28 protein-coding genes are annotated in these 25,756 nt (G+C 71.1%); 16 read left to right on the forward strand and 12 right to left on the reverse strand.

The window, feature by feature from the left end; all coding sequences use genetic code 11:
* From CRT23_RS13750 to folK, 5 genes are all read left to right on the forward strand, one after another.
* Positions 1 to 657, forward strand: a 657-nt coding sequence (locus CRT23_RS13750; RefSeq protein WP_103710176.1) for a hypothetical protein, incomplete at its 5' end; no start/stop codon positions are given.
* Complete coding sequence (locus tag CRT23_RS13755; RefSeq protein WP_181017351.1) at positions 638 to 1,018, forward strand: hypothetical protein; 381 nt, start codon at positions 638 to 640, stop codon at positions 1,016 to 1,018. The genes CRT23_RS13750 and CRT23_RS13755, both read left to right, overlap by 20 nt.
* A 241-nt stretch (positions 1,019 to 1,259) precedes the next feature.
* Positions 1,260 to 2,033: a dihydropteroate synthase gene (gene folP, locus CRT23_RS13760; RefSeq protein ID WP_245436232.1), complete on the forward strand. Its 774-nt coding sequence runs from the start codon at positions 1,260 to 1,262 to the stop codon at positions 2,031 to 2,033.
* Positions 2,030 to 2,404 (forward strand): dihydroneopterin aldolase, encoded by a 375-nt coding sequence (gene folB / locus CRT23_RS13765; protein WP_103710178.1) that lies wholly within the window; start codon positions 2,030 to 2,032, stop codon positions 2,402 to 2,404. The genes folP and folB overlap by 4 nt, the downstream gene beginning before the upstream one ends.
* Positions 2,401 to 2,892 (forward strand): 2-amino-4-hydroxy-6-hydroxymethyldihydropteridine diphosphokinase, encoded by a 492-nt coding sequence (gene folK / locus CRT23_RS13770; RefSeq protein ID WP_103710179.1) that lies wholly within the window; start codon positions 2,401 to 2,403, stop codon positions 2,890 to 2,892. Before folB ends, folK begins: the two co-directional genes overlap by 4 nt.
* A gap of 211 nt (positions 2,893 to 3,103) precedes the next feature.
* On the opposite strand, the gene xoxJ is transcribed toward folK, so the two are convergent.
* The 6 genes from xoxJ to CRT23_RS13800 form a co-directional block, all read right to left on the reverse strand.
* Positions 3,104 to 3,958: a rare earth element methanol dehydrogenase accessory protein XoxJ gene (gene xoxJ / locus CRT23_RS13775; protein WP_103710180.1), complete on the reverse strand. Its 855-nt coding sequence runs from the start codon at positions 3,956 to 3,958 to the stop codon at positions 3,104 to 3,106.
* On the reverse strand, positions 3,958 to 4,563 hold the full coding sequence (locus tag CRT23_RS13780) for a c-type cytochrome, methanol metabolism-related (protein ID WP_103710181.1): 606 nt from the start codon (positions 4,561 to 4,563) through the stop codon (positions 3,958 to 3,960). The genes xoxJ and CRT23_RS13780 overlap by 1 nt, the downstream gene beginning before the upstream one ends.
* Positions 4,564 to 4,698: 135 nt before the next feature.
* Positions 4,699 to 6,501, reverse strand: a complete 1,803-nt coding sequence (xoxF1, locus tag CRT23_RS13785) for a lanthanide-dependent methanol dehydrogenase XoxF1 (protein ID WP_103710182.1) — start codon at positions 6,499 to 6,501, stop codon at positions 4,699 to 4,701.
* A gap of 672 nt (positions 6,502 to 7,173) precedes the next feature.
* Positions 7,174 to 7,950 (reverse strand): ATP-binding cassette domain-containing protein, encoded by a 777-nt coding sequence (locus CRT23_RS13790; RefSeq protein WP_103710183.1) that lies wholly within the window; start codon positions 7,948 to 7,950, stop codon positions 7,174 to 7,176.
* On the reverse strand, positions 7,931 to 8,668 hold the full coding sequence (locus CRT23_RS13795; protein ID WP_055949571.1) for an ABC transporter permease subunit: 738 nt from the start codon (positions 8,666 to 8,668) through the stop codon (positions 7,931 to 7,933). The genes CRT23_RS13790 and CRT23_RS13795 overlap by 20 nt, the downstream gene beginning before the upstream one ends.
* A gap of 44 nt (positions 8,669 to 8,712) precedes the next feature.
* Positions 8,713 to 9,705, reverse strand: a complete 993-nt coding sequence (locus CRT23_RS13800) for an ABC transporter substrate-binding protein (protein WP_055949568.1) — start codon at positions 9,703 to 9,705, stop codon at positions 8,713 to 8,715.
* 282 nt (positions 9,706 to 9,987) lie between these two features.
* Between CRT23_RS13800 and CRT23_RS13805 the strand changes: the two genes are divergently transcribed.
* Entirely contained in the window at positions 9,988 to 10,365 is a 378-nt protein-coding gene (locus CRT23_RS13805; protein ID WP_056382738.1) for a 4a-hydroxytetrahydrobiopterin dehydratase, read from the forward strand.
* 33 nt (positions 10,366 to 10,398) lie between these two features.
* Here the strand turns inward: CRT23_RS13805 and CRT23_RS13810 are convergent, their stop codons facing one another.
* Genes CRT23_RS13810 through CRT23_RS13820 form a run of 3 tightly spaced genes read right to left on the reverse strand, consistent with a single transcriptional unit; the run spans position 10,399 to position 12,244 of the window.
* On the reverse strand, positions 10,399 to 10,620 hold the full coding sequence (locus CRT23_RS13810) for a hypothetical protein (protein WP_055949561.1): 222 nt from the start codon (positions 10,618 to 10,620) through the stop codon (positions 10,399 to 10,401).
* Positions 10,621 to 10,676: 56 nt separating this feature from the next.
* Entirely contained in the window at positions 10,677 to 11,522 is an 846-nt protein-coding gene (locus tag CRT23_RS13815; protein ID WP_103710184.1) for a metallophosphoesterase, read from the reverse strand.
* 17 nt (positions 11,523 to 11,539) lie between these two features.
* Positions 11,540 to 12,244 (reverse strand): cation transporter, encoded by a 705-nt coding sequence (locus CRT23_RS13820; RefSeq protein WP_103710185.1) that lies wholly within the window; start codon positions 12,242 to 12,244, stop codon positions 11,540 to 11,542.
* A 150-nt stretch (positions 12,245 to 12,394) separates the two neighbouring features.
* Between CRT23_RS13820 and croR the strand changes: the two genes are divergently transcribed.
* The 9 genes from croR to CRT23_RS13865 all read left to right on the forward strand — a co-directional run bounded on the left by croR (position 12,395) and on the right by CRT23_RS13865 (position 21,678).
* Positions 12,395 to 12,874, forward strand: coding sequence for a 3-hydroxybutyryl-CoA dehydratase (gene croR, locus CRT23_RS13825; protein ID WP_055949554.1), 480 nt, complete (start codon positions 12,395 to 12,397; stop codon positions 12,872 to 12,874).
* 82 nt (positions 12,875 to 12,956) lie between these two features.
* A complete protein-coding gene (locus tag CRT23_RS13830; protein ID WP_103710258.1) occupies positions 12,957 to 13,709 on the forward strand; it encodes an RNA methyltransferase in 753 nt (250 codons plus the stop codon).
* 169 nt (positions 13,710 to 13,878) lie between these two features.
* Positions 13,879 to 15,459, forward strand: a complete 1,581-nt coding sequence (gene crtI, locus CRT23_RS13835; protein WP_055949551.1) for a phytoene desaturase family protein — start codon at positions 13,879 to 13,881, stop codon at positions 15,457 to 15,459.
* Positions 15,460 to 15,464: 5 nt separating this feature from the next.
* Positions 15,465 to 15,887, forward strand: a complete 423-nt coding sequence (locus CRT23_RS13840; protein ID WP_055949606.1) for a DUF2141 domain-containing protein — start codon at positions 15,465 to 15,467, stop codon at positions 15,885 to 15,887.
* Positions 15,888 to 15,894: 7 nt separating this feature from the next.
* Positions 15,895 to 16,881, forward strand: a complete 987-nt coding sequence (locus CRT23_RS13845) for an ABC transporter ATP-binding protein (RefSeq protein WP_103710186.1) — start codon at positions 15,895 to 15,897, stop codon at positions 16,879 to 16,881.
* Entirely contained in the window at positions 16,878 to 18,071 is a 1,194-nt protein-coding gene (locus CRT23_RS13850) for an ABC transporter permease (RefSeq protein WP_055949546.1), read from the forward strand. The genes CRT23_RS13845 and CRT23_RS13850 overlap by 4 nt, the downstream gene beginning before the upstream one ends.
* A gap of 123 nt (positions 18,072 to 18,194) precedes the next feature.
* The gene (crtI, locus tag CRT23_RS13855; protein ID WP_103710187.1) at positions 18,195 to 19,736 is read left to right on the forward strand and encodes a phytoene desaturase family protein; all 1,542 of its coding nucleotides are present in this window, start codon (positions 18,195 to 18,197) and stop codon (positions 19,734 to 19,736) included.
* Positions 19,737 to 19,795: 59 nt separating this feature from the next.
* Complete coding sequence (locus CRT23_RS13860; protein WP_103710259.1) at positions 19,796 to 20,548, forward strand: lysophospholipid acyltransferase family protein; 753 nt, start codon at positions 19,796 to 19,798, stop codon at positions 20,546 to 20,548.
* The gene (locus CRT23_RS13865) at positions 20,548 to 21,678 is read left to right on the forward strand and encodes a glycosyltransferase family 2 protein (RefSeq protein WP_103710188.1); all 1,131 of its coding nucleotides are present in this window, start codon (positions 20,548 to 20,550) and stop codon (positions 21,676 to 21,678) included. The genes CRT23_RS13860 and CRT23_RS13865 overlap by 1 nt, the downstream gene beginning before the upstream one ends.
* Here the strand turns inward: CRT23_RS13865 and cutA are convergent.
* Entirely contained in the window at positions 21,657 to 21,989 is a 333-nt protein-coding gene (gene cutA, locus CRT23_RS13870) for a divalent-cation tolerance protein CutA (RefSeq protein ID WP_055949535.1), read from the reverse strand. The two genes, CRT23_RS13865 and cutA, sit on opposite strands and share 22 nt — an antisense overlap.
* Positions 21,990 to 22,137: 148 nt before the next feature.
* Here cutA and CRT23_RS13875 point away from each other — a divergent pair, with 148 nt between their 5' ends.
* The gene (locus CRT23_RS13875; protein WP_055949532.1) at positions 22,138 to 22,908 is read left to right on the forward strand and encodes an NAD kinase; all 771 of its coding nucleotides are present in this window, start codon (positions 22,138 to 22,140) and stop codon (positions 22,906 to 22,908) included.
* Between the two features lie 7 nt (positions 22,909 to 22,915).
* Here the strand turns inward: CRT23_RS13875 and CRT23_RS13880 are convergent, their stop codons facing one another.
* Positions 22,916 to 24,634, reverse strand: a complete 1,719-nt coding sequence (locus tag CRT23_RS13880; protein ID WP_103710189.1) for a DUF2336 domain-containing protein — start codon at positions 24,632 to 24,634, stop codon at positions 22,916 to 22,918.
* Positions 24,631 to 25,740, reverse strand: a complete 1,110-nt coding sequence (locus tag CRT23_RS13885; protein WP_103710190.1) for a lytic transglycosylase — start codon at positions 25,738 to 25,740, stop codon at positions 24,631 to 24,633. The genes CRT23_RS13880 and CRT23_RS13885 overlap by 4 nt, the downstream gene beginning before the upstream one ends.
* Positions 25,741 to 25,756: the final 16 nt, after the last annotated feature.

Consider the following 25,756-nt stretch of genomic DNA (forward strand, 5'->3'; position numbering starts at 1 on the left):
ACCGCGCCCCCGGCGCCCGAGACGCCCGCCGTCACCAAGGCCAACACCGCGACCGCGCCCAATGCCGCGGACCTGCTCTTCGAGCAGCCGCAGATGAAGAACGTCCCGCCCGGGTCGAAACTGACCTACGATTACCTGCGCCGCAGCGGCATCTCGAAGGGTCCGTTCGGGCCGCCCCTGAACGACACGATCAAGCTCGGGGTCGAGCCCGGCAACGCCGCGGACAACCGCAACATCCGGGTGGAGATGTTCTCCGGCGCCAACCGCTTCCCGGCCGGCCCGTTCGAGGACATGCCCGGCAACCCGGTGATGACGCTCTTTCTCGAGCATCACCTCATGGACCTCGCCCGCGTCCTGATGGCGAACCCGCGCTACATCAAGAACGCCATCCGCAAGGGCCTGCGCGACAACGCCACCGTGACGGCGACGCAGATCGACTACAAGGGCCGGAAGGTCGACGCCTGGCGCATCGAGACCCAACCCTTCGTCGACGACAAGATGAAGGAGCGCATGCGCGGCTTCGAGAACCTGAAATACACCTTCGTCACGTCCGCGGCGGTACCCGGCGAACTCGTCTCGATCGAGGCCCAGTCCAAGAACACCGACGGTGGCGAACTCCTGCAGGAGAACCTGACCTATGATCCGAACGCTGGTTAAGCGTCTTCCGCGCCTCGCCGTCGGCGCCTGCGCCACGGCTCTCCTGGCGGGTGCGGCGGCCGCGGCCGAGCCCGAGAACGACTATCCCACCGAGGCCCGGGCCGATTACATCTTCGGCTGCATGGCGGCGAACGGCCAGTCGCGCGAATCCCTGTCGCGCTGCTCCTGCTCCCTGGACGCGCTCGCCTCGCTCCTGCCCTACGACAAGTACGTCCAGGCCAGCACCGTGCTCTCGCTGCGCCAGGGCATCGGCCAGCGCACCACCGCGTTCAAGTCGACCAAGGTCTTCGACGACCAGGTGGCCGAACTCCGCCGGGCTCAGGCCGAGGCCGAGATCCGCTGCTACCGCGGCGGGACCTGAGCGGGCTTCCCGGAGGTCGCAGCGTCGCCGCCCCGAGGCGGCGGCGCAGGACCGGTCTCCGTTCGTCGCCGGCCCCGGCATGGGCGTTGCTCCGATCCGGCAATGCGTTCAAAGACAGCGGCATCCCGGCCGCGGACGCGCCCCGGACGCGCCCGCCTTCGAACCCGAGCATCCCGTGCCCCCAGACCTGCCGGCTCCGCTGACGACGCTCCTGCCCGATCTCGGTCGGCGCGTGCTCGTGATGGGCATTCTCAACGTCACACCCGATTCCTTCTCCGATGGCGGCCGCTTCGCCGATGTCGCCGCCGCCCGCATGCAGGCCGAGGCCCTGGTGGCGGAAGGCGCGGCCCTGGTGGATATCGGCGGTGAATCCACCCGCCCCGGCCACGTGCCGGTCTCGGCCGAGGAGGAGCAGGCCCGGATCCTGCCGGTGATCCGCGACCTCGCGCCCCGCCTGCCCGTCCCGATCTCGGTGGACACCTACAAGGCCTCCACCGCCCGGGTGGCGCTGGCGGCCGGCGCCCGCATCGTCAACGACGTCTGGGGCCTGCAGCGGGAACCAGATATCGCCCGGGTGGCCGCCGACCACGGCGCGCCCGTGATGATCATGCACAACCGCGAGACCGTCGATCCCGCCATCGACATCGTTGCCGACATGCTGCGCTTCTTCGAGCGCTCGCTGGCCATCGCGCGGACCGCCGGCCTGCGCGACGGCGACATCGTGCTCGATCCCGGCATCGGCTTCGGCAAGAGCTGGGCGCAGCACCTCGAGGCCCTGCGGCGCCTGCCCGAGATCGTGGCCCTCGGCTTTCCGGTCCTCGTCGGCGTCTCCCGCAAATCCCTGCTCGGGCGCCTGCACGACGCCGAGACCAAACCGGTGGACCGGCTCTTCGGCTCGATCGGCAGCCACGTTCTCGCCGCCACCCTCGGGGCGCAGATCGTGCGCGTCCATGATGTCCGGCCGCATGTCGATGCCCTGCGGGTGATCGACGCCGTGATGGGACGATCCGCATGAGCGACCGTATCCTGGTCGACCGGATCGCGGTCTTCGCCTTCCACGGGCTCCTGCCGGAGGAGGCCCGCCTCGGTCAGCGCTTCTATGTCTCCCTCGATGTGCGCCTCGACCTCGGGGCGGCCGGGCGCTCCGACGACGTCGCGCACACCGTGAGCTACGCCGACCTGACCGAGATCGTGACCCGGATCGCCACGCAGCGGCGCTTCGCTCTGATCGAGGCCCTGGCCGAGGCCATCGCCGGCGAGATCCTCCACCGGCACCCGCCCATCACCGAGATCCGGGTGCGCGTGGACAAGCCGAGCGCGCCGGTCCCGGCGGTGATCGACGGCGTCGCCATCGAGATCGTGCGCCGCCGCGAGGCCGCCCGATGAGCGGCGCATCGGCCTGGCACGCCGCTTATCTCGGCCTTGGCAGCAATATCGGCGACAAGGCGGCGACCCTGGCCGATGCGGTGGCGCGGCTGGCCGCCACGCCGGGCATCCGCGTCACCGCGCGCTCGTCGGACTACCGCACCCCGCCCTGGGGCGACACCGATCAGGACTGGTTCCTCAACGCCGCGATCGGGATCGAGACCAGCCTGACCCCGCACGAACTCCTGGAGGCGGGCCTCGCCATCGAGGCGGCCATGGGCCGCGTGCGCGAGCGCCGCTGGGGCCCGCGGGTGATCGACATTGACGTGCTCTCCTACGAGGGCGCGGCGATCTCGGATGCGCGTCTCGTGCTGCCGCACCGCTTCGTGCGCGAGCGTGCCTTCGTGCTGGTGCCCCTGGCCGAGATCGCCCCCGCCCTGCGCATCGGGCCGGAGACGGTCACCGAAGCGCTGGCCAAGCTCGACGCCAGCGGCATCGAGCGGGTCTGATCAGGGCCGGATCTCCCCTCGCGTGCGGATGTCGACGGGGTGCCTCGCGTGCCGCCATCGCGTCATCGGTGACGCGCACGGGCTTTCGGTGCTGGTGGATGCCGCCGAGCATGAGCACGCATGGAACGACGATGGCGGCGGTGGATCCGATCCGCCGCCGCCATCGTGGTTTCCTCAGCCCTGATCTTGCCCGCAAGCGTCGCGGGCAAGATCAGGGGCTGGGTGCGTCGAGGAGCTTGTTGCCCTCTTCCTCCAGCAACGGCACGTCGAAGTCGCGCAGCACCTTCTCGATGTCCGCGCGGCGCTTGCGCAGGATCGTGTTGAGGGTGCGCTTCCAGTCGTTCTCTTCCAGGCGGACCCCGAGGGCGATCCGGAAGGTGAGCGGCGGCCGGTCGGGCTCCTGCAGCAGCGGCACCACCGTCATCGGCACGCCGCTCTGCTTGGCGAGCCAGCCGGCGGCCGGTCCCCAGAGGATGGCGGCATCGATGCGCTTCTCGGCGAGGTCGGCGATGACTTCGGCCGAGACGGTCTGGTGCTTGCGCGCCGGATCGAGCTGGTAGGGTGCGTAGGCCTTCATCGCGCTGACGAGACCGACCTCGCCCATGCGGTTGACCGGGGGCGTACCGCCGATGACGCCGATGGCCTTGCCCTTCAGCTTGGGGTCGTCGAGGCGGGTCACCCCGTCGAACTCACCCGTGCGGGTGACCAGCGTATAGGCGGAGCGGTAATAGGGGTTCGAGTGCTGGACGAGTTCCCCACCGGCAGCCGAGCCGATGATGATGTCGCAGAGGCCCGTTCCGAGGGTGTTGCGGACGAAGCCCGGACCCTGCGTCAGCCAGTAGTACCGGATCTTGACCTTAAGCTCGTCGGCGATGATCGCCGCGATCTTGTTCTCGAACCCGTCTTCCTTGCGCTCGGAGAACGGCATGTTGCCGGGATCTCCGCAGACCCGCAGGGTGTCCGTGGTCACGAGGTCGGGCAGCGACTGCGCCGCGGCCTCTCGCGCCCCTGCCGAGATCAGCAGGAGCGCGAGGGCCAGACGTGTCCGGGTGCGTGAGCGCGCCATCAGCCGCCCAGGCACTCCTTCTCGGCCGCCTTGGCGGCCTCGGGCTTGTCTTCCTTGTCGCTCGGACGGACGCGCGGCATGGCGCCGGAGGCCCGGGCCTTGAGGTAGACGTACAGGTCGTCGGCGTAGCACATGACGTTCTTGTTATCGCCGAAGGCCGGCATGACCTTTTCCTGGCCCGCCTGCGTGTCGCGCTTTCCGCCGGCGAGGATGCCGATGAACTCCTCGTAGCCGATCGTCTTCAGCGAGTCCTTCAGCGCGGGGGCGTAGGTCGAACCCATGGCGTCGGGGCCGTGACAGACATGGCACTCGGCGTGATAGCGACGGTAACCGGAGTAGGCGTACCAGTCGAACTTCTTGCCATCGTTGGTGATGTGGAAGGTCGGGTGACCTTCGGCGTCCTGATACTTTCCGTCCTCAACCTTCACGGCTGCGAACTTGTCGATCAGCTTGGAGTCCTTCTCGGGCGCATTCGGATCCAGCTGATTGGCCAGGGCCGGATCAGCCTTCTTCGCATCCTGGGCCTGGACGGCGAGGGTCGAGACGGACGCAAGGGCGATGGCCGCCACGAGAGGACGGATGGCGGCTTTGCTAATGATATGCAACGACGTTTCTCCCAGGAACTCCACGTCGGCTGACGAGCCGCGTGTTTCACATCTTGTTCTTCCAACTCTAATCACAAAGGTGCCGGCGCGGAAACCCGCGCCGGCACCCCTGGCCTTACCGTAACGTGCGACCGATTAGTTCGGCAGCGAGAAGACGGTCAGCTGACCACCAAGGTTGGTGTAGTTCGACAGAGCAGCGTAGCCACCCACCGCGCCGAGACCGGCGTTCGGGTCGGTCAGGCCGGCCGCGAGGCCGATGCCAGCCCAGCCACCGACACCCGACAGGATGCCGACGAACTGCTTGCCCTTGTGGCTGTAGGTCATCACGTTGCCGATGATGCCCGACGGGGTCTTGAACTTGTAGAGTTCCTTACCCGTCTTGGAGTCGACAGCCTTCAGGTAGCCTTCCAGGGTGCCGTAGAACACCACGTCACCGGCGGTGGCGAGAGCGCCCGACCACACCGAGAACTGCTCCTGGTTCGACCACTTGATCTTACCGTTCACACCGTCCCAGGCGATGAAGTTACCCATGCCGCCGTGGCTGTTGGGGGCCGGGTACATGGCCAGCGTCGCGCCGACGTAGGGCTGACCCGGGGTGTAGGAGACCCGGAACGGCTCGTAGTCCATGCAGACGTGGTTGGTGGGCACGTAGAACAGGTTGGTCTTCGGCGAGTAGGCCGCAGGCTGCTGGTCCTTAGTGCCGAGAGCGGCGGGGCAGATACCCTTGGAGTTGGTATCCTCACCGTTCTGCTCGGTGGAGTACTTGGCCTGGACGAGCGGGCGACCGTAGGTCTTGGAGCCCTTGTCCATGTCGACCTTCGAGGCCCAGTTCACGACCGGATCGAACTTCTCGGCGACCAGGAGCTCGCCGGTGGCGCGATCGAGGGTGTAGCCGAATCCGTTACGGTCGAAGTGGGTCAGGAGCGGACGCTCCTTGCCGTCAACCTTCTGATCCGTGAGGATCATCTCGTTGATGCCGTCGTAGTCCCACTCGTCGTGCGGGGTCATCTGGTAGACCCACTTGGCGGCGCCCGTGTCGGGGTTACGCGCCCAGATGGTCATGGACCACTTGTTGTCGCCCGGACGCTGCTTGGGGTTCCAGGTCGAGGGGTTGCCCGAGCCGTAGTACATCAGGTCGAGCTTGGGATCGTAGGAGAACCAGCCCCAGGTGCAGCCGCCGCCGGTCTTCCACTGATCGCCTTCCCAGGTCTTCAGCGAGGAGTCCTTGCCGACCGGCTTGCCGAGCGACGTGGTCTTCTCGGGATCCATGATCATGTCGGCGTCGGGGCCCTGGGAGTGGCCGCGCCACACCTTCTTGCCCGTCTTGGCGTCGTAGGCGGTGACGTGGCAGTTCACGCCGAACTCGCCGCCGGAGATGCCGACGATGATCTTGTCCTTCACCGGGAGAACGGTGGCGGTGTTGGTCTCACCCTTCTTGGGGTCGCCGTTGACGACGGACCAGTTCACCTTGCCGGACTTGGCGTCGAGCGAAACGACCGTGGTGTCGGCCTGGTGCAGGATGATGGCGCCATCGGCGTAGGCGAGACCACGGTTGACCGTGTCACAGCACATCACCGGGATGACCGACGGGTCCTGCTTGGGCTCGTACTTCCAGACGATCACGCCGTCCTTGTCGAGGTCGAGGGCGTAGACGATGTTCGGGAAGGGAGTGTGGACGTACATCATGTTGCCGACGACGAGCGGGGAGCCCTCGTGGCCGCGCAGCACGCCGGTCGAGAAGGTCCAGGCCACCTGGAGCTGCTTGACGTTGCTGGCGTTGATCTGGTCGAGCTTCGAATAGCGCGTGTTGGCGTAGTCGACGGTCTGAAGGACCTGCTCGGCCGGGTTGGCCGTGCGCTTCAGGACGTCTTCGTTGGCGAACGCCGTGGTCGAAGCGACCATGCCGGCGCCGAGTGCGAGAAGATGTACCGCTCTCATGGATTCCTCCGACAGATCTTACAGCCGTCATCATGCGGAAAATCCGCAGGATCACGCCGTGATCTGACTGTTTGCGACAGGGATAGGTTCGCCTCGGTAGCGGACGCCAAACCCTTATGTCCAAACCGTGAAAGGCCGGGGCGGGGTCTGTGTAGTCAGGGGCCGCTATCCCTTTGCGGCGCCCCTCGAAACCGAAGCTTGAATGAACTCTAAGAAAAATTCCGGCGGCGTCAACACGCTTGCGCCCCGCGTTTCCAGGCTTCGCACAAGTCCTCGTGAGCCCTCACACGACATTTGGACAAACTCACGCTTCGCGGCACGAGATTGTGCGATGCAATATCTGAAATTGCTAAGACAAAGCGTTTTAAACACCTTGGCGGCATCATCATGCGTTCGGTGCATGTAGCCTGAGCTTGGCAAGGTGCGGCATGCGGGCGAAGGGGTGTTGATCGTAGATGAGGCGATACACTCACGCATCAGAGAGAAATAAAATTCATTTTCAGATTTATATTTCTAAGGGCTTCGTCGGTTCGGTTGCGGGCGTTGCCTGGATCCAGCCTTCGAGAAGCCCTGGGGCCAGCCCATCGGATGCGCGGTCTCGCCGCATCAGGCTCTGTGAGAAGTGGGGACATCGCCGGATGAGAGCGCGAGCGCCGTCCGATCCAGGGCGAATCAGCTCGCGATGACGCCGGGGAATCGCCCTGCGAGGGAGGCTCGGTTCGCCTCCACCCAGCCGCGGTCGCGCTGGCCCCGTGGCCGGTCGAGGGCGATCGTGCCCAGAAGGCTCGCCGGCCGTCCCGAGACCAAGAGCAGGCGATCGGCGATCTCGAGGGCTTCGGCGACGTTGTGGGTGACCATCAGGACGCCCATGCCGGAGCCCTCCACCGCCGCGACCACCAAACCCCGCAGGGACGCCGCGGCGTTGTCGTCGAGGGAGACGAAGGGCTCGTCGAGAATGAGGATGCGCGGCTTCTGCGCGAGCGCCCGGGCGAGCGAGACCCGCCGGGCCATGCCGAGCGAGAGGGCGCCCGGGTAGCGGCCGCGCCAGGGGGTCAGTCCGAGGGACTCGAACAGGGCGTCGAGGTTCTGCGCGCGCGCCGGACGCGGCAGGGCGAGGCGGACATTCTGCTCGACGGTGCGCCAGGGCAGCAGCCGCGGCTCCTGGAACGCCATGGCGATGCCGGCTTCGTCCGGCGGCGGCGTGACACGGCCCTCATAATCGGGATCGAGGCCGAGGAGGATGCGCAGGGTCGTGGTCTTGCCCGCCCCCGAGGGGCCGATCAGGCAGGTGATGGCGCCTGCCGTCACCGTGAAGGCGAGGTCGCGCACCGCCTCCACGGGCTCCGGGCCGCCGCCGCCATAGACCTTGCGGAGGATCTCGACCCGGAGGGCGGCATCCGCGGTGTCGGAAACGGGCATGGCCATCCCCTCAGCGCCAGCGTCGGACATAGGCTTCGAGCCGCTGGAGAATGAGGATGTCGATGGCGATCATCACGCTCATGAACACGATGCTGTAGCCGAGGATCGCCGCCACGTTCAGGCTCTGGACGAAGTAGTAGTTGATCGCGAAGCCGACGCCGTTGGGCCGGCCCAGCAGCTCGATCACCAGCACGATCTTCCAGGCGAGCGACAGGCCCGAGCGGGCCGCCGCCACCGCGAAGGGCTGGAGCTGCGGCACCAGCACGTGCGCGATCCAGGTCCGCCGGTCGAAGCGGTAGCTGCGCGCCATCTCCTCCAGCTGCGGATCGAGGCCGCGCGCCCCCTCGCGCAGGATCACGGCGACGTTCGGCAGCTTGTTCAGGACCACGGCGACGATCGCGGCCGCCTCGTTCAACCCGACCCAGATGTAGGCCAGCACCGTGATCACCAGGGCGGGCGTGTTGAGGAGGATGAGGAGGGGCGTGTCGAGGACGAGGTTGAGCCGGCGCGAGCGCCCCAGGGCGATCCCGAGGAGCACGCCCAGGGTCATCGCCAGGAAGAAGGAGATGCCGACCCGCGCCAGGGTGATGCCGACGTTCCACCACAGGTCGCCGGTGGCGGACTCGCGCGCGATGAAGTCCAGGATCGCCAGGGGTGCCGGCAGCAGCCGCGAGCCCGCGGCCGAAGCCGCGACCTGCCACCCCGCGAGGAGGACCAGCACGGAGGCGAGACGGGTGGCAAAGCCCATCGGGTCAGGGTGTCGGCGGTGCGGCGGGCGGGCGCGGGGCGGCCTCAGCCATTGCCGGTGCCGTCGAAGTACAGGCCCGCGGGGAGCGTCGAGCCGGCGCCGACCAGGCGCTCGCCGCCGAGTCGGGCCATCACGGTGAACAGCGTCTCGCCGTCGCGGCGTTCCGTGGCGAGGGGCCGGCGCGGGATGCCCGCGAGGAAGTCGCGCTTCAGGGCCTGGAAGGTGGCCTCGTCGTCGGCCGACATCAGGGGGCGCACCACGTCCCAGGCGGCGGGATCGGTGGCGAGGATGTCCTTGGCGGCCTTTGAGGCGCGGGCGAACCCGGTCACCGCCTCGCCCTTGTCCTTCACGGTGGCGTCGTCGAGGAGGTAGCCGATCAGGGCCATCGAGCCGGTGGCGCCGAAGGCGCGCATGATGTCGTCCGAACCGATCAGGCGGCGGAAGCCCTTGGGCTCCAGGCGGGCACAGTAGGTCCAGTACAGCAGCCCGGCATCGAGCTCGCCCTGCTCCAGCTTGAGCGCCAGGAGGGGGGGCGCACCGAACGCGATGGTGGCCTGGGTCTCGAGGTCGAGGCCCACGGTGTCCCGGGCCTGGGCCTTGAGCAGGAGCCAGTTCTTGTCGAGGGGGCCGCCGGCCACGCCGAGGCGCTTGCCCTTGAGGTCGGCCAGCGTCCGGATCGGGCTGTCGCCCGGCACCATCAGCGAACCCTCGGTGGTCGAGTAGGGGAAGAAGCGGATCGCGCGGCCCTCGTTGCCGAGCCGTGCGGCCCAGAGCAGGTCGCCCACGATGGTGTCGACCTGGCCCCCCAGGAAGGCGATCCGCGCCGCGTCGTTGCCGGCGAGCTTGACCACGTCGAGGGTGAAGCCGTTGGCGCTGTCGAGGCCCCGGGCCTTGATCACCGCCGCCTCCCACGAAACCGTGCCGAACGGCAGGCTGCCGACCCGGAAGGACGGCCCGGCCGCCCGCGCGGGCCGGACGAGGCTCCAGGGCAGGGGCAACAGTGCCGCCGTCGCGAGCAATCCGCGCCGTGACAGCATGAGGGACTCTCCCTGGATTCGAAGTCGAACGCTCGGGTTGTCCCGTGAAGGCCGGCGCTGGTTGGCAATCTTCATAGGAGGTCGGGCACAGGGCGTCCACAGGACGAATTGGCAAGTCGTCCGGGCGGATGGTCGCTTCCGGAGCGACAAGCCCTTCCACTTCGGGCGCGAGACCTTGCGGGCCGGGCACGATCTCTTCCGAACCCGGCACGATCCCTTGCGCGCCGCCGGGGCCGGGCGCAGACATTCGGCAACGATGCCTGTTCGAGGGAGAGTGAGACCATGGCCGGCACGCGGGACGACGTGATCGACGACGCCACCGTCACGGAGCGCCTCGCGCGCGAGTTGCCGGCCTGGCGCCTGGAGGAGGGCTGGATCCGGCGCACCTACAAGACGGCGGGCTGGAAGGGCACGCTGATGGTGATCAACACGGTGGGGCACCTCGCCGAGGCCGCCTGGCACCACCCGGACATCACCGCCTCCTACGCCTGGGTCGAGGTGCGGCTGACCAACCACGCCGCCAAGGGTATCACCGAGAAGGATTTCGCCCTGGCCGCCAAGATCGAGGAGGTGGTCGGCTGGCAGCCCGGCACGGAGGGCGGTGCGTTGGAGGGCACGCCCACCGATCCGCGCTTCGCCTACATCAAGTACGACAAGTAGCCGGTCGCCACCGGGTCAGCGGTCGCCACCGGGTCAGTCCGCCTGCTTCACCCGGCGGCACTCGGTCTTGAGGTAGCTCGTCTTGCCGACCTCGTCCCGCAGGTCGGTGCGGGCGATGATCTCCTGCCAGCCGTTGGTGCAGCCGAGCTCGTTGGCGACGCGGACCTTGCGGACCTCGCTTGCCTTGTCGTCCGTGCAGGCCTCGATCGGGATCCCGTTGGCGCAGACGAGGACCACGGCGATGAAGGCGTTCATGGGCGAGCTCCGGCGTTTCCTTGCCCGACAGGTACGCCACCGGCGCCCGTCCGGTCTCAGTCGATCGTGAGAATGTGATCGGCGGAGAAGTCCCGCCCCTCCACCGGGTTCGCCACCCAGCGGGTTCGGCCGATGCGCAGGTCGTGCCCCGCATGGAAGTGGCCCGAGACCCAGAGATCGGGCCGGTCCGCCTCGGGCAGGTCGTCGAGGACGGTGGTGGCGTAGAAGGCCGGGACCCACCAGGGCACGCCGGCCACGTGGCGGAACGCCTCGGCCGCGCGCGGGCTCGCCGGATGATGGGTGACGCAGACGGTCGGGCCGTCATGGGGCTGCGCCAGGGCGGCGGCCAGCAGGACGCGCTCCCGCCCATGCGCCGCCATCGCATCGGCGGGCGACCAGGCCGTGCCGTCGCCGTTGCGGATGGAGCCCCGGTATTCCCGCGAGCCGGTGACCGGATCGGTCATCCGCGCGGCCGCATAGGCGACCGGATCCTCCGGCGCGTCGGCCACGGTCCCGTCGAGCCAGAGGCCGGCCAGCGACCAGTCGCTCCACAGGGTCGTGCCGACGAAGCGGACGCCGTCGAGGACGACCGCCGCCCCGCGCTGCAGCAGGTGGATGCCGGCTCCCTCCCCGTTCAGGCGCAGCACCTCGGCCTCCAGGGCCGCGAGGAGTTCCGGGGCCGTGCGCCGGTCGCCGGTGGGGGCGTAGTGCTCGTGGTTGCCCGGCACCAGCACGATCGGGCGTCCCTGCGCCAGGGTCGTCAGGGCCGCGAGCCCCAGTTCGGGCCGGCCCTCGTGCAGGTCTCCGGGGCAGACCAGCACGTCGAAGGGCCGGGCCGGGCGCGGGATGACGTCGAGGCGCCGGCGCTCGAGGTGCAGGTCGGAGATGGGAAACAGGCGCATGGGGGGCTCGCAGCCTCTCAGGGAACCGGGGTCTCGGAGACGGCCTTGGCCGCGCGCCACTCCGCGCGGGCGGCCTTCAGGATGTCGCTGGCCGAATCCGCGTTCAGGACGGCGATGCCCGCCGCCGCGATGAGGTCCGGCCAGGCCGACAGGGTCAGGGCGGTGGCGAGGCCCGCGGCGATGATCGCCAGGTTGGCGAAGGCGTCGTTGCGGGCGGAGAGGTAGGCGGCCCGAGTCAGGCTGCCGCCCCCGGAGCGGTGGCGGGCCAGCATCATCGCGCAGGTGAGGTTGACCGCCAGCGCCCCCAGGCCCGTGAGCGTCAGGGGGATCGGTGCCGGCGGCGCCATCGTGGCGAACTTGATCCAGGCGGCATAGCCGGTGGCGAGCGCCGGCAGGAGCAGGATGACGGCGAGGACGGCCCCGAGCCGGGCCCGGTTGCGGACGCTCCAGCCGATCCCGGCGAAGATCAGCAGGTTGATCGCCGCGTCCTCGAGGAAGTCGAGGCTGTCGGCGATCAGTGCCAGCGAGCCGATCGCCAGGGCGACGGTGATCTCGATGCCGAAATACGCGAGGTTCAGCCCGGCGACGCGGGCGACCACCGGGCGCAGGGTGGCGGACGGGGTGGGCGTGGCGGACACGGGCGTCGGCTCGTCTCGTGAGGGTGCGGTCTTCAGGGTGAGGTCTCCGAACCTGCGCCCGTGCCGCGCGGCAAGGGCCTCCATGGCGCGAGTTGCCTCCGCCTGTCGAGGCTCAAGGCCCGGCGGGATGCTTTTCGGCTGCCGGATACTGGATTTGGTCCGCTGCCTGTGCGAGGCGAAAAGCCAAGCCGCACGAGACCTGCGTGCCACCCACCGAAGTCAGGGAAACTGCCGATGATGCCCGAACTGCGCGTCCTGTACTTCGAAGATCTCGAAGTCGGCCTGTCCGAGACGCTGAACAAGGTCATCGCCTCCTCCGACGTGGTGGGCTTCGCCGAGATCACCGGCGACCGCAATCCGATCCATCTGTCCGAGCACTTCGCGGCACGCACGCCCTTCGGCACCCGGATCGCCCACGGCCTCTACACCGCCGGCCTGATCTCGGCGGTGCTCGGCACCCGCCTGCCCGGCCCCGGCGCGGTCTACATCAGCCAGACCCTGAACTTCCGCGCACCCGTGCGCATCGGCGACACCGTCGAGGTCACGGTCGAGGTGGCCGAGCTCGTGCCGGAGCGCCGCCGCGCCCGCCTGAAATGCACCTGCTCGGTGGCCGGCGAGGTCGTCCTCGACGGGGAGGCCCTGGTGAAGGTGCCGACCAAGGCCGAGGCCGATCCCCTGGCGGTGCGCATGGGCGGGCGTCCGGCGAGCGCCTGACGCCGCCTTGGCCGCCCGCTCCCGACCCGCGCCGGTCGCCATCGACGATCCCGCCGACCCGCGCCTCGCGCCCTATGCGGCGATGCGCGAGCGCGACCTCGTCGGGCGCGCCGGCCGCTTCATCGTCGAGGGCGAGGTGACCCTGCGGGTCATGCTCTCGGACCGGGCCCGGTTCGGCCTCGAATCGGTCCTGCTGGCGCCCGAGCGCCTGGCTGGCCTGGAGGCGGCCCTGGCCCGTCTGCCCGAGCGCGTGCCCGTCTACACCGCGGCGAAGCCCGTGATGAGTGCGATCACCGGGTTCCCGATCCATCGCGGCGTCCTCGGCGTCGGCCTGCGCGGCGGGGAGGCCACCGATGACGCCCGGCCCGGCCTGCCGCCGGCCCCGGCGCCCGCCCTAGTGGTCGGCCTCGTCGGCCTGACCAACCACGACAATGTCGGCGGCCTGTTCCGCAACGCCGCCGCCTTCGGAGCCGACGCGGTGCTCCTCGATGCGGCCACCTGCGATCCGCTCTATCGCAAGGCGATCCGCGTCTCGGCGGGCGCCGCCCTGATCGTCCCCTTCCTGCAACTCGCCGATGCCGACGCGCTCCTGGCCTTCGCGGCGCGTCACGCCCTGGAGCCCCTGGCCCTGAGCCCCGGCGGGGCCGAGACCCTGGGGACCCTGACGCCCCCCGCCCGGACCCTGCTCCTGCTCGGGAGCGAGGGGCCGGGCCTGCCGCCGGACTTGATGGCGCGCCTGCGCACCGTCCGCATCGCGATGGCGCCGGAGTTCGATTCGCTCAACGTCGCCACGGCCGGCGCCATCGCGCTGCACCACCTGTCCCGGGCTACCTGACGGCGGATGGCGGACCGGCGCGGCCGGATCGGCCGGGGATGCGCGACACTGCGCCCCCATTGCCGCCCGCACCACTACGGTCAAGATTAGACCGCGAGCCCTGGACGGACCATGCTCACGCGCCACATGCATGAGGCACGTGGGCCTGTAGACGATGGAGTTGTGAGCGTTGTTGCAGTCACGGGACGGCTTGCGGACCTTGTCCGGACGCCGCGTCATCATCGTCGGTGCCGGTCCCGGCGGCCTCGCCACCGCGCTTCTTCTCGCTCGCGCCGGCGTCCACGTCACGTTGCTGGAGAAGGATCCGGCGGTGGGCGGACGCACGAAGACCGTCGAGGCGCCCGGCGGCTTCCGGTTCGACATCGGGCCGACCTTCTTCCTCTATCCGCAGATCCTCGCCGACATCTTCGAGACCTGCGGCGAGCGCCTGGAAGACCACGTCAAGCTCGAGCGCCTCGATCCGCAGTACCACCTCGTGTTCGAGGCGGGCGGCGAGATCCGCGCCACGAACGACATGGACCGGCTCGAGGCCGAGGTGGCGCGCATCGCGCCGGACGACGCCAAGAACGTGCGCAAGTTCTTCGCCGACAACCGGGTCAAGCTGAAGTTCTTCAAGCCCGTCCTGGAGCAGGCCTTCCACACCCTGCGGGCCATGGCCTCCCCGGCCATGATCGCCGCCCTGCCCCACCTCCATCCGGGGCGCAGCGTCGACAAGGATCTGCGGCGCTACTTCAAGGACCCGCGGGTCCGCCTCGCCTTCGCGTTCCAGACCAAGTACCTCGGCATGTCGCCGTTCCGGTGCCCGAGCCTGTTCACCATCCTGTCGTTCCTCGAGTACGAGCACGGCGTCTACCACCCGGTCGGCGGCTGCGGCGCCGTCTCGGAAGCGATGGCGGGCCTTGCCCGCCGGATGGGCGTGGATGTCCGCCTCGGGGCGGGCGTCGAGCGGGTGCTGTTCGAGGGCAAGCGCGCCAGCGGGGTCGTCTGCAACGGTGAGACCTTGCAGGCCGACGCGGTCGTCATCAACGGCGACTTCGCCAAGGTCATCCAGGACCTCGTGCCGCAGCAGCACCGGCCGCGCTGGCGCGACGCCAAGATCGAGAAGGCGCGCCTCTCCTGCTCGACCTTCATGCTCTACCTCGGCCTCGACGGGCCGATGCCGGAGGCCCTCGGCCACCACACCATCCTGTTGTCGGAGGATTACGCCCGCAACATCCGGGAGATCACCGACGGCATCCTGTCGATGCAGCCCTCGCTCTACGTGCAGCATGCGGGCTTCACCGACGGCGGCATGGCGCCGCCCGGCCAGACCAGCCTCTACGTGCTGGTGCCGGTGCCGAACCTGAAAGCGGGCATCGACTGGAAGGGCCTGCGGGAGACCTATCGCCGCCTCGTGCTCGACCGCCTGAAGCTGCTCGGCCTCGGCGATATCGAGTCGCGCATCCGCTACGAGCGCATCGTCGACCCGACCGAGTGGCGCGACGATTTCTTCGTGCACGAGGGCGCCACCTTCAATCTCGCCCACGACCTGATGCAGATGCTCTACTTCCGCCCGCACAACCGCTTCGGGCCGGGTCTCTACCTCGTCGGCGGCGGCACCCATCCGGGCTCCGGCCTGCCGGTGATCTACGAGGGTGCGCGCATCACCGCCCGCCTCCTCATCGAGGAGCTCTCCGCGGGGCGCGTCGGGGCCGCCAGCGCCGGCATCCCGGCCACCGCGCCCCTGGCCGCCTCGGGCGACGCCACTTGAGGGGGCTGTCGCGGCCCCTGGCCGGCCTCTGCGCCCTTCTGCTGGTTTCGGGCGCGGCCCGCGCCGCCTCCGTGGCGGTGGAGGTCGAGGGCATCGAGCCCGGGGGCCTGCTCTCCGTCGCCCTGTGCCAGGACGGCCTGTCGGAGGCCGATTGCCGGACGGGGCAGCAGGCCGAGCCCCGGGCCGCCGCCCAGCGCTTCGTCTTCTCGAACGTGACGCCCGGCATCTACGCGGCGGTGGCCTACCAGGACACCAACCGCAACGGCCGCCTCGACCGGACCGGCCTCGGCCTGCCCCTCGAGCCCTACGGCTTCTCCGGCGAATCCGCCCGCTCCGCCCGCCCGGATTTCGCGCGCGCGCGCTTCGTCGTGCGGGAGCCCGGGGTCGGCGTGCGGGTTCGCCTGTCGCGCGCGCTGCCGCCCCGCTGAGCGCCACGTGAGCCTCCGTACCGAGCCGCTCCTGCGGGTGGCCGGCGCCGCCCTCGCCTATCGCGGCACCCGGGTGCTGGAGGGCGTCGACCTCGCCCTCGGCGCCGGCGAGACCCTCGCGCTCCTCGGCCCCAACGGCGCCGGCAAGACCTCGCTGATGCGCCTCATCGCGGGCCGGCTCGCCCCCAACGCCGGCAGCGTCCGCGTGGCCGGCGACGACCCCCATCGGACGCCGGCGGCGCGCCGGGCGATCGGCTGGGTGCCCCAGGAGATCGCCCTCTATCCCCGCCTCTCGGTGGCCGAAAACCTGTCCGTCTTCGCCCAGCTCGCCGGCATCCCCCGGCGGGCGCGGGCGGAGGCCGTGGCGACGGGCCTCGCGCTCTGCGCCCTCGGGGAGGTCGCCCGGCGCCCGGTGGGGCTGCTCTCGGGCGGCTACCAGCGCCGGGTCAACATCGCCGCCAGCCTGATGGCGCGGCCCCGCCTCGTTCTCCTCGACGAGCCGACCCAGGGGGTGGACCTGCACGCCCGGGCGGCGATCCACGCGGTGCTCGGGCGCCTGCGCGAGGCCGGCACCGCCCTCCTGGTCGCCACCCACGATTTCGCCGAGGCCGAGCGCCTCGCCGACCGGGTCGCCATCCTGGCGCAGGGGCGGATCATCACCGACGGCCGCCTGTCCGAGCTCCTCGCCCGCATCCGCGCCGATGCCCCCGAACACGAGGCCGCCCTCGTCGCTCCCGCCGATGGGGCGGCGGAGGCGGTCCTGCGCCGGGCGGGCTTCGTGCCCGTCGACACCGGCTCGACCTGGCGGGCGCGCCACCTGAGCGGGACGCCCCGCGACGGGGCCGACCTGCTGGCGGACCTCCGGCACGCGGGCGTGCCCATCGCCGAGATCCGCATCCGCGCGCCCGGGCTGGAGGCGGTGTACCGCGATGCCGTGGCGGGATCGGCGACGCCGGACGAGGACGGGGTCGCCGAACGGGGGACCACCGCATGATCTCGGCCGCCTTCCGCGTCATGCTGCTCGGCCTGGTGCGCGACCGGGCCGCCCTGGTCATGGCCTTCGTGCTGCCCACGGTGATCTTCGTGATCTTCGCCGCGATCTTCTCCGGGGCGCTGGGCGACCGCATCCGCATCCATCTCGGCCTCCTCGACCTGGCCCGGACGCCGACGACGCAGCGCCTGATGCAGGCCCTGGAGGCGGACCCCTCCCTCCGGGTCGGGCCCCTCGCCGCCACCGACCTCGACGGCGCCGTCGCGGCAGTGCGCCGCGGCGAGGTCGACGTCGCCCTGGTGCTGCGCGGCGACCTCGACGCCGGCTCCACCCGCGCCGACCAGCCCGTGGTGCTGATCGAGAATCCCGCCAAGGCCCTGGCGACCCCGATCGCCCTCGGCCAGCTCCAGCGCGTCCTCAACGAGGCGCTGCCCGACGTGGTCCTGGCCCGGATCGTCGCCGACGTGGAGCGCTCGGGCAAGATCGGTCCGGACGAGCGCGCCTTCCTCAACCAGGCCTTCGCCGAGCAGCGCGCCCGCAAGGAGCCCTTCGCCTTCGCCTCCCTGGTGGAGCGGCGCAGCACCGCCTCGGGCGCCACCAACGACCGTGTGAGCTACTATGCCGGGGCGATCACGGCGGTGTTCCTGCTCTTCGCCGCCATGCAGGGGGCCCTCTCCCTCGTCGACGAGCGCCAGTCCGGCCTCGCCGACCGGCTGATGGCGGGGCCCGGCGGCCTCGCCGTGGTGGTACTGGGCAAGTTCCTGTTCCTGGTGGGCCAGGGCCTCGTCCAGGCCGGACTGATCTTCGCGGCCGCCGCCCTCCTGCACGGGGTCGACATCCTGCCCCATGCGGGCGCCTGGCTGGTGACCTCCCTCCTGGTCTCGGCGATGGCCGCCGGCCTCGCCCTGGCCGCCTGCGCGGCCTCAGCGACCCGGCAGCAGGCGCACCTGGCCGCCACCTTCGGCGTCCTCCTGCTGTCGGCGGTGGGCGGCAGCATGGTGCCCCGCTTCCTGATGCCGCCCTGGCTGCAGGAGGCCGGCTGGCTCACGCCCAACGCCTGGGCGATCGAGGCCTACCAGAACGCCCTCAGCGAGGGCTGGGCCGCCGCCTTCCCCGCCTGGGGCGTGATGGCCGCCGTCGCGGCGCTGGGGTTGGGGGTCGCGCTGGGGCTGGTGTCGCGGCGGACGACCTAGGACGGGACGGCAAAGACGGCGTTGGTCCGTGCCGCGACCGGTTAGCGCGTTGACCGCGCGGCCATCCGGTCTAGCTTCATGGCAGGGATGGGCGTTTGGACCGGCCCGGGGAGTGACACGAACATGCGGGCTGGGTCTTCGGTCGCCGTCGTCGGCGCAGGGTTGGGCGGCTTGGCGGCCGCCTGCGTGAGCGCCGCGCGCGGCCACAACGTCACGCTCTACGACAAGAACGACTGGCTCGGCGGCAAGGCCGCGGTCTTGCACGAGGGGGGCTTCCGCTTCGACATGGGGCCGACCATCCTCACGGTGCCGAAGGTGCTGGAGCGGATCTTCCAGGAGGCCGGGCGCAACATCCACGACTACCTGGACCTGCGCCGCCTCGATCCGCAATGGCGCTGCTTCTTCGACGACAACACCCATCTCGACCTGATGGCCGACGTGCCCACCATGGCCGCCGACATGGAGCGCTTCGCGCCCAATACCGGCGCCGGCGAAGGCTACAAGAAGTTCCTCGAGATTTCCGAGCACCTGCACGACGTCTCGAACAAGTTCTTCTTCTGGAAGCCGGTCGAGGACCTGTTCGACACGATCAACCTCCGCGCCAACATGAATCCCGGCACCCTGCGGGACGTGCTGTCCCTGCGCATGGGCTCGTCGGTGGCCGGCACGATCCGCTCGAAGGTGAAGGATGCGCGCCTCGCGCAGATGCTCGACCACTTCGTGCAATATGTCGGCTCCTCGCCCTACGGCGCCCCGGCCGTGCTCTGCGCCATCGCGCACATGCAGACGGCGGAGGGGGTCTGGTATCCGATGGGCGGCACCCGCGCGGTGGCCGAGGCCCTGACGAAGCTCGCCGGAGAACTCGGCGCCACCCTGCGGCCGGGCGACGAGGTCACCGGCCTCGCCATCGAGAAGGGGGCGGTCAAGGGCGTGCGGACCGCCTCCGGCGTCACCCCGTTCGACGCCGTCATCTCGAACATGGATTCGGTGCGCACCTACCGCGAGCTCGTCGGGGGCGACGTCGGCAAGTCCTACGAGAAGAAGAGCTTCGAGCCGGCCTGCTCCGGCGTGGTGCTCTATCTCGGGCTGAACAAGCGCTACGAGCACCTGAACCACCACGACTTCGTCTTCTCCCGCAACCCGGAGGAGGAATTCGACTACATCTACCACAAGGGCGAGCCGGCCCCGGACCCGACCGCCTACCTGGCGGCCCCCTCCTCCACCGACCCGTCGGTGGCGCCCGAGGGCGGCGAGGCGCTCTACGTCCTGGTTCACACCCCGTACCTGCGCCCGCACCACGACTGGTCGAAGATGTTCCCGGCCTACCGGCAGGTCATCCTCGACAAGCTCAAGCGCACGGCCAACATGCCTGACCTGGAGGAGCGCATCGTCGTCGAGCGCCACCTCACCCCGCAGGACATCCACAAGCGCTACAAGGTGCTCAACGGTGCGATCTACGGCCTCGCCTCCCACGGCAAGTTCATGGGCGCGTTCAAGCCGGGCAACCGCTCGCGGCAGGTGCGCGGCCTCTACCTCGCCGGCGGCGCGGCCCATCCGGGTCCCGGCATGCCGATGGTGATGATGTCGGGCTGGATCGCGGCGGATGCCCTCGACACCGATGCGCGGGGCGCCGAGGTCGGCGGGGAGGCGCGCGCCAGCGCCTGAAGGCCCGCCGCGTGTCCCGCGAGGACGGCCCCGCCCGATCGCCCGCCCTGTGGCGGTTCATGGTCGGGTACTTCGACCGCTACGTCCGACGCCACCTCAACGCCCTGCGGCTCGCCCGCTGGGGCGTGCCGGCCTGCGCCGACCATCCCGGTCCCGTGGTGGTCTACTGCAACCATCCGGCCTGGTGGGACGCCGCCGTGGTCATCCTCCTGGCCGGACGGCTGTTTCCGCGCCGCGAGAGCTACGCGCCCTTCGACGCGCGGATGCTGGAGAAGTACGCGGTCTTCGCCCGGATGGGCGCCTTCGCGGTGAACCTCGATTCGGCCCGCGGCGCGGCCCAGTTCCTCAGGGCGACGCGGCGCATCCTGGGGGCGCCGAACCGGATGATCTGGATCACCGCCCAGGGTCGCTTTCAGGACGTTCGCGCCCGGCCGCTGGGCCTGCGCGCCGGCGTCGGCCGCCTGCCCGAGATCGCGCCCGACGCGCTGTTCGTGCCGCTGGCTCTCGAATACGCCTTCTGGGAGGAGCGCGGCGGCGAGGCCTTCGCGGCCTTCGGAGCGCCGATCCCCGGCGCCGAGCTGCTGGCCCTGCCCCGGGCCGAGCGCCTCGCCCGGATGGAGGCGGACCTGACCGCCACCCTCGACCGGCTCAGTCTCGACGTGATCGCGCGCGCGGCCGACCGCTTCACGCCGCTCGCATCCGGTGCCAAGGGGATCGGCGGGATCTACGATCTCTGGCGGCGCCTCGGGGCCGTCGTCACGGGGCGGCGCTTCGAGCCGGCCCACCGCCAGAAGGGAGATCCGGTTCCGTGATGCTCGGTCTCGCGATCCTGGCCCTGGCCTGTGCGCTGCTGCCCGCCCTCGTCGCCTGGGTGAACCTCTCGATCCTGCGCACCCCCGAGCCGGACCTCGACGTCCGGGCCCGGGTCTCGGTGCTGATCCCGGCCCGCAACGAGGCCGCGGTGATCGCCACCACCGTGCGGGCCGCCCTGTCGAGCGCCGGCGTCGCCCTGGAGGTGCTCGTCGGCGACGACCATTCCACCGACGACACCGCCGCCATCGTGGCCGCCATCGCCGCCGAGGACCCGCGCCTGCGCCTCGTCCCGATCCCGCCCCTGCCCGAGGGCTGGACGGGCAAGAACCACGCCTGTGCGCGGCTGGCCGAGGCCGCGGCCGGAACGCATCTCCTCTTCGTCGACGCCGATGTCAGCCTGGCGCCCGCCGCGGCGGCGGCGCTCGCCGCCCATGCGCGCCGGACCGGGAGCGCCCTCGTCAGCGGCGTGCCGCGCCAGCGCATGGGGTCGCTGGGCGAGCGCCTGACGGTGCCGATGATCAACTTCCTGCTCCTCGGCTACCTGCCGATGGCGATGATGCGGGCCTCCCCGCGCCCCAGCCTCGGCGCCGCCTGCGGCCAGCTCGTCCTCGTCGGACGCGAGGCCTACGCGGCCACCGGCGGGCACGGCGCCGTGCGCACCAGCCTGCACGACGGCGTCGTGCTGCCGCGCCGCTTCCGCCAGGGCGGCTACCGCACCGACTTGGTGGCCGGGCACGCCCTGGCGACCTGCCGGATGTATCGCGGCTTCGCGCAGAGCTGGGCCGGCTTCTCGAAGAACGCCCACGAGGGCATGGCGACCCCGCGGGCCCTGCCCGTCTGGACCCTGCTCCTGGTCGGGGGGCACGTCCTGCCCTGGCTCCTCCTCCTGGCGGCCCTGGTCGGCCTCGGATCCGGCCACGCCGCGTTCCTGGCCTTCGCCGCCGTCCTCGTCTCCCTGGCGACCCGGGCGGCGATCACCCTGATCACCCGCGAGCCCCTGGGGACGGTTCTGCTCCACCCGGCGACGGTGCTGGTCGCCCTGGCGATCCAGTGGACCGCCCTCCTGCGGCGCAAGGGCAGCGGCACGCCCCTGTGGAAGGGCCGGAGCTACCCGATCGGCGGCCCTTGAGTCTCCGCTGCGATCCAGGCCGCGGTGTCGGGGTCGGCCCCCGCCACCGGCAGGTGCAGGATGATCGGCGTCGCGTAGGGGTGACGGGCCTTCAGGGCGGCGCCGAGGGCGTCGGCGAGGCTCTCGCGGCTCTTCAGGATCGCGACGACCTCCGAGCCCTGCTCCACCGCGCCCTTCCAGGCGTAGACCGAGAGCATTCCCGGCAGGACGTTGACGCAGGCCGCGAGGCGCAGCCGCACCAGCGCCTCTCCGACTTTCAGGGCGGTGCCGGCATCCGGGAAGGTGGTGTAGACGAGAAGCGGCCGCTCCATGCTATGGGTCTCCGACCAGGGCTCTGCCGCTCCACCGGCGGGAGCGGGCCGGCGGGGATGCCGGCAGGACTGGAATCGAGACGCTGGCGCGAACGCTCCGCGTCGGCAAGGTGGTCGGCAAGGTGGTCGACAGGACGGATGTGAGCCCATGGCCCGGCGTTTCGAACGGCTTGCCTTCGTCGCGAGTCCCACGGAGGACGCCCGCCAGGCGGCCGCGACCCTGATGCGGCGCTACGACCACGTGCCGCCCGACGAGGCCGACGTGGTGGTGGCGCTGGGCGGCGACGGGCTGATGCTCCAGACCCTGCACCGCTTCATGCATGCCGGCACGCCGATCTACGGCATGAACCGCGGCACCGTCGGCTTCCTCATGAACGAGTTCCGCGAGGACGGGCTGATCGAGCGCCTGGAGAACACCAAGCGCAGCATCATCCACCCGCTGATGATGGAGGCCGTGGACACGGAGGGGCGCCGGCACCAGGCCCGCGCCCTGAACGAGGTCTACATGCTGCGCCAGACGCACCAGACCGCCAAGCTGCGCATCTCGATCGACGGCCATGTCCGCCTGCCGGAGCTTATCGCCGACGGCGTGCTCGCGGCGACCCCGGCCGGGTCCACCGCCTACAACCTGTCGGTGGGCGGCCCGATCCTGCCCCTCAACGCCCGGCTCCTGGCCCTGACGCCGATCTCGGCCTTCCGGCCCCGGCGCTGGCACGGGGCCCTGCTGCCGGACTACGCCCGCATCCTCATCGAGGTGCTGGACGCCGAGCACCGGCCGGTGGCGGCGGTGGCCGACCATACCGAGTTCCGGCGGGTCTGCACGGTGGAGACCTGGCTCGACCACGCCACCAACCTGACCCTGCTGCACGATCCCGGTCACAGCCTCGACGAGCGCATCCTGCGCGAGCAGTTCGGCTGAGCGCCCCTCAGGCAGCGAGACGCGCCCGGTCCTCACGGTAGCGCGCGATCAGCGCCTCGGGAATCGCGTCGAGCACGACCTCGGTGGCGAGGGCGCGGCTCCGGGCGCGGCTGCCCTCGAACTCGGCCAGCAGCGCGTCGGAAAGTCCGTCGAGGATCAGGCCCACCGGATCGGTGCGTGCCGTCTCGACGTCCGCCGAAGCCTCGGCCGGCACCACGGCCAGGATCTCCGCGACCGCGGCGACCTCCGAATCCCCCGAGGCCGGCCGATTCGTCACGATGGGCAGGGCTTCCGCAGCGGGGTCGACGGCCACCGGAGCGGACTCGCCCAGTGGCACTTCCAGGGTTTCTTCCGAAGTCGCTTCCGTAGTCGCTTCCGAAGTCGCTTCCGAGGTCACTTCCAAGGTCGCTTGCAAAGCCTCCGGCACCGCCGCGGCGACGATCTCGGCGACCGGTTCGAAGGTTGCGGCGGCGGGGGCGGCCTCGAGGGCCTGCGGCGCGTCCCAGTCTGCGAGGACCTGGCGCTGGGCCTCGCGCCACTCGGCGTCGAGGATCTCGCGCTCGATCCGCAGGATCTCGCTGCGCTCGGCCTCGGCGGCGAGTTCGCGGGCGAGCACCCGGGCCTCGTCGCGGGCGGCCTCGGCCTCGAAGCGGGACAGCAGCGCCATGACGCTCTGGGCCTCCGCGAAGGGCATCGTCTCGCAGGCGGTCAGCGCCCGCTCGATCATCAGGCGCGACAGGCCCGCCCCGGCGCTGGCGATGGTGCCCGCCCCGGCCTCGCGCCAGGCCGACAGCGCGGCGCTGAAGGCCGGCAGCAGCACCGGCGGCAGGCCGGCCTTGCGGTGCAGGGCCGCGAAGGCGGCGGTCGAGGCATCGTGCATCAGGCCGGCCACCCGGCGGACGGGCAGGCCGGCGAGATCGGCCAGGGCCATCTCGGCGAAGGCCATGTTTCCGGACAGGATCGCCCGCAGCAGCAGGCCGGCATTGAGCTGGCCGCAGGCCTTCAGGTGGGCGACCAGCCGGGCGAGGTCGACGGGATGGGCCTCGGCGCAGAAGGCCAGGGTCGTGCGCTCCTGCGCCTCGCGGCTGGCGCGCGCGCTGCGGGCCGGGGTGAGCCAGCCGGAGGAGACCGCGAAGGCGGAAAGCGATTCGGCGAGGCGCGTGGTCACGCTCTGGCGCACCTCGAGGGGCAGGTAGGGCCGGGCCAAGATCGCCTCGCGCAGGGCGGCCACGTCGCCGTGGCGCTCCACCATCCGCATCAGGCTGCCGGTGGTGATGTGGGCGCTGCGGTTCCGGGCGAGCACGACCAGGGCCTCGGGCTCCGCGATCTCGGCGAGCGCCCCGGCGACGGCCGGCGACAGGTCGATCCGGCTCGCGATGGCGCGGCGGGCGGCGAGGCACCCGATGGCGACGCCGTCGACGAGGTCGGCGTCGCTCAGCACGGGCGAGCGGGCCAGCACCAGGGTGGCGATCTCGGCCTGGTCGCCCGCCAGCGCCACGATCAGGGGACGCGGAGCGTTCGCGCAGGCGGCGCAGGCCTCCGCCAGGGCCCGGCGCACCAGGCTCGAGGGATCGTCCAAGAGGGCGAGGAGGGCGGCTTCCGCCTCCCAGGCGATATCCTCGCCGAGGCCGTCATAGAGGTAGGCGCGGGCCAGGGCACCCGCGGCCTCCGCCCGTCGCGCCGCGGAAGTGTGCTGCGTCCAGGCGAGGAACTGGCGGATGATCATGAGCCGCTCCGGATCGTGAAGAGGGACAGGTCGAGGGGGGCGCCGGGGCGGGCCGCCTGACTGGAAGCGCCGAACTCCGCCGGACGGCGGGGCGGCAGCGGGGCTCCGACCAGGGCCGTCGCGGCGGCCGGCACGGGGTTCGCAGCGGTCGCCGGTGCGACGGTGGCGGCGGGCGCGCTGCCGGTCACGCTCTCGGTGCCGTCCGAGCGCGGGAAGTAGGTCGGCGCCGCGCGGGCCGGCTCCGTCCGGCTCACATCGGTTCCGGCGCTGCGCCCCTGCCAGAGGCGGGCGACCCCGGCCGAGACGCCGCCCTGCTGGCGCGGATCCGTCTGGAACATCGAGCGCAGGCCGCCCTCGTTGAGGGAGGCGTAGGCGGTGGTGCCCTCGGGCAGGCTGATCGTGGCGGCGGGCGTGGCCGGCGCCGGGCCGGTGCGGGCCGCGGCGAGGTGGGCGTAGAGTTCGGCCGCGCCGCGCGGGCGCCCGGTCTTGTCGTAGAACAGGCCGCGATTGGCGGCGGCCGCCTCCGGCATGTCGAGGGCGGCGGCCCGGGCCGGGCTCGCCTGCGCGGTGGCGATGAGGGCGGCGGCTCCGCGGGCGCCGAGGACGTGGGCGGCGTAAAGGTCGCCGCCGGTGGGCTCGCGCCCGAGGGCGCTGCTCAGCGCTTCCCGGTTCTGCTCAGTCAGGGCGCCCGCCAGAGTGGCGGCGATCCGCGGATCGCGGCGCAGGTCGAGGATGGTCTGCTTGGCCGCCGGATCGCTCACCGCGTAGGTGCCGTCGGCGCTGCGGGTGATCGCGTCCGCGTAGGTTCCGAGGCCGAGGCGGGGACCGGCGGTCTTCAGGGTGCCGAGCCAGGTCTGCTCGATGAACTGGAACAGGCCGGTGGCCGAGGAGGTGCCGGCCTTGGCGGAGGGGTCGAGGGCGGATTCGCGCTGGGCCGTGGCCAGGAGATAGTCGAAGCCCGCGCCGGAGGTCTGCGCCCCGTCGCGAATCGCCTCGATGACCCCGCTCGACGCGCCCGTGCGTCCGGAGGCGCCGTCGCGCGTGCCCAGATCCCGGCTGGCGCCGGGATCGCGGGCAGTGGCGGGGGGCGTGGTGAAGAGGAACATGGCCGTCCGGCTGGGG

It is taken from the genome of Methylobacterium sp. V23, assembly GCF_002917135.1.
Lineage (GTDB): Bacteria > Pseudomonadota > Alphaproteobacteria > Rhizobiales > Beijerinckiaceae > Methylobacterium.

Bases quoted from the DNA above. Each gene is read 5' to 3' on its own strand.
- CRT23_RS13860 (WP_103710259.1), top strand. From the start codon at position 19,796: ATGGTCGGGTACTTCGACCGCTACGTCCGACGCCACCTCAACGCCCTG.
- CRT23_RS13885 (WP_103710190.1), bottom strand. From the start codon at position 25,740: ATGTTCCTCTTCACCACGCCCCCCGCCACTGCCCGCGATCCCGGCGCC.
- CRT23_RS13810 (WP_055949561.1), bottom strand. From the start codon at position 10,620: ATGAACGCCTTCATCGCCGTGGTCCTCGTCTGCGCCAACGGGATCCCG.
- CRT23_RS13755 (WP_181017351.1), top strand. From the start codon at position 638: ATGATCCGAACGCTGGTTAAGCGTCTTCCGCGCCTCGCCGTCGGCGCC.
- CRT23_RS13815 (WP_103710184.1), bottom strand. From the start codon at position 11,522: ATGCGCCTGTTTCCCATCTCCGACCTGCACCTCGAGCGCCGGCGCCTC.
- CRT23_RS13850 (WP_055949546.1), top strand. From the start codon at position 16,878: ATGATCTCGGCCGCCTTCCGCGTCATGCTGCTCGGCCTGGTGCGCGAC.
- CRT23_RS13830 (WP_103710258.1), top strand. From the start codon at position 12,957: ATGCGCGAGCGCGACCTCGTCGGGCGCGCCGGCCGCTTCATCGTCGAG.
- xoxJ (WP_103710180.1), bottom strand. From the start codon at position 3,958: ATGGCGCGCTCACGCACCCGGACACGTCTGGCCCTCGCGCTCCTGCTG.
- folK (WP_103710179.1), top strand. From the start codon at position 2,401: ATGAGCGGCGCATCGGCCTGGCACGCCGCTTATCTCGGCCTTGGCAGC.
- folB (WP_103710178.1), top strand. From the start codon at position 2,030: ATGAGCGACCGTATCCTGGTCGACCGGATCGCGGTCTTCGCCTTCCAC.
- CRT23_RS13795 (WP_055949571.1), bottom strand. From the start codon at position 8,668: ATGGGCTTTGCCACCCGTCTCGCCTCCGTGCTGGTCCTCCTCGCGGGG.
- CRT23_RS13800 (WP_055949568.1), bottom strand. From the start codon at position 9,705: ATGCTGTCACGGCGCGGATTGCTCGCGACGGCGGCACTGTTGCCCCTG.
- CRT23_RS13805 (WP_056382738.1), top strand. From the start codon at position 9,988: ATGGCCGGCACGCGGGACGACGTGATCGACGACGCCACCGTCACGGAG.
- CRT23_RS13790 (WP_103710183.1), bottom strand. From the start codon at position 7,950: ATGTCCGACGCTGGCGCTGAGGGGATGGCCATGCCCGTTTCCGACACC.
- crtI (WP_103710187.1), top strand. From the start codon at position 18,195: ATGCGGGCTGGGTCTTCGGTCGCCGTCGTCGGCGCAGGGTTGGGCGGC.
- CRT23_RS13875 (WP_055949532.1), top strand. From the start codon at position 22,138: ATGGCCCGGCGTTTCGAACGGCTTGCCTTCGTCGCGAGTCCCACGGAG.
- xoxF1 (WP_103710182.1), bottom strand. From the start codon at position 6,501: ATGAGAGCGGTACATCTTCTCGCACTCGGCGCCGGCATGGTCGCTTCG.
- CRT23_RS13880 (WP_103710189.1), bottom strand. From the start codon at position 24,634: ATGATCATCCGCCAGTTCCTCGCCTGGACGCAGCACACTTCCGCGGCG.
- CRT23_RS13820 (WP_103710185.1), bottom strand. From the start codon at position 12,244: ATGGAGGCCCTTGCCGCGCGGCACGGGCGCAGGTTCGGAGACCTCACC.
- croR (WP_055949554.1), top strand. From the start codon at position 12,395: ATGATGCCCGAACTGCGCGTCCTGTACTTCGAAGATCTCGAAGTCGGC.
- folP (WP_245436232.1), top strand. From the start codon at position 1,260: ATGGGCATTCTCAACGTCACACCCGATTCCTTCTCCGATGGCGGCCGC.
- cutA (WP_055949535.1), bottom strand. From the start codon at position 21,989: ATGGAGCGGCCGCTTCTCGTCTACACCACCTTCCCGGATGCCGGCACC.
- CRT23_RS13865 (WP_103710188.1), top strand. From the start codon at position 20,548: ATGCTCGGTCTCGCGATCCTGGCCCTGGCCTGTGCGCTGCTGCCCGCC.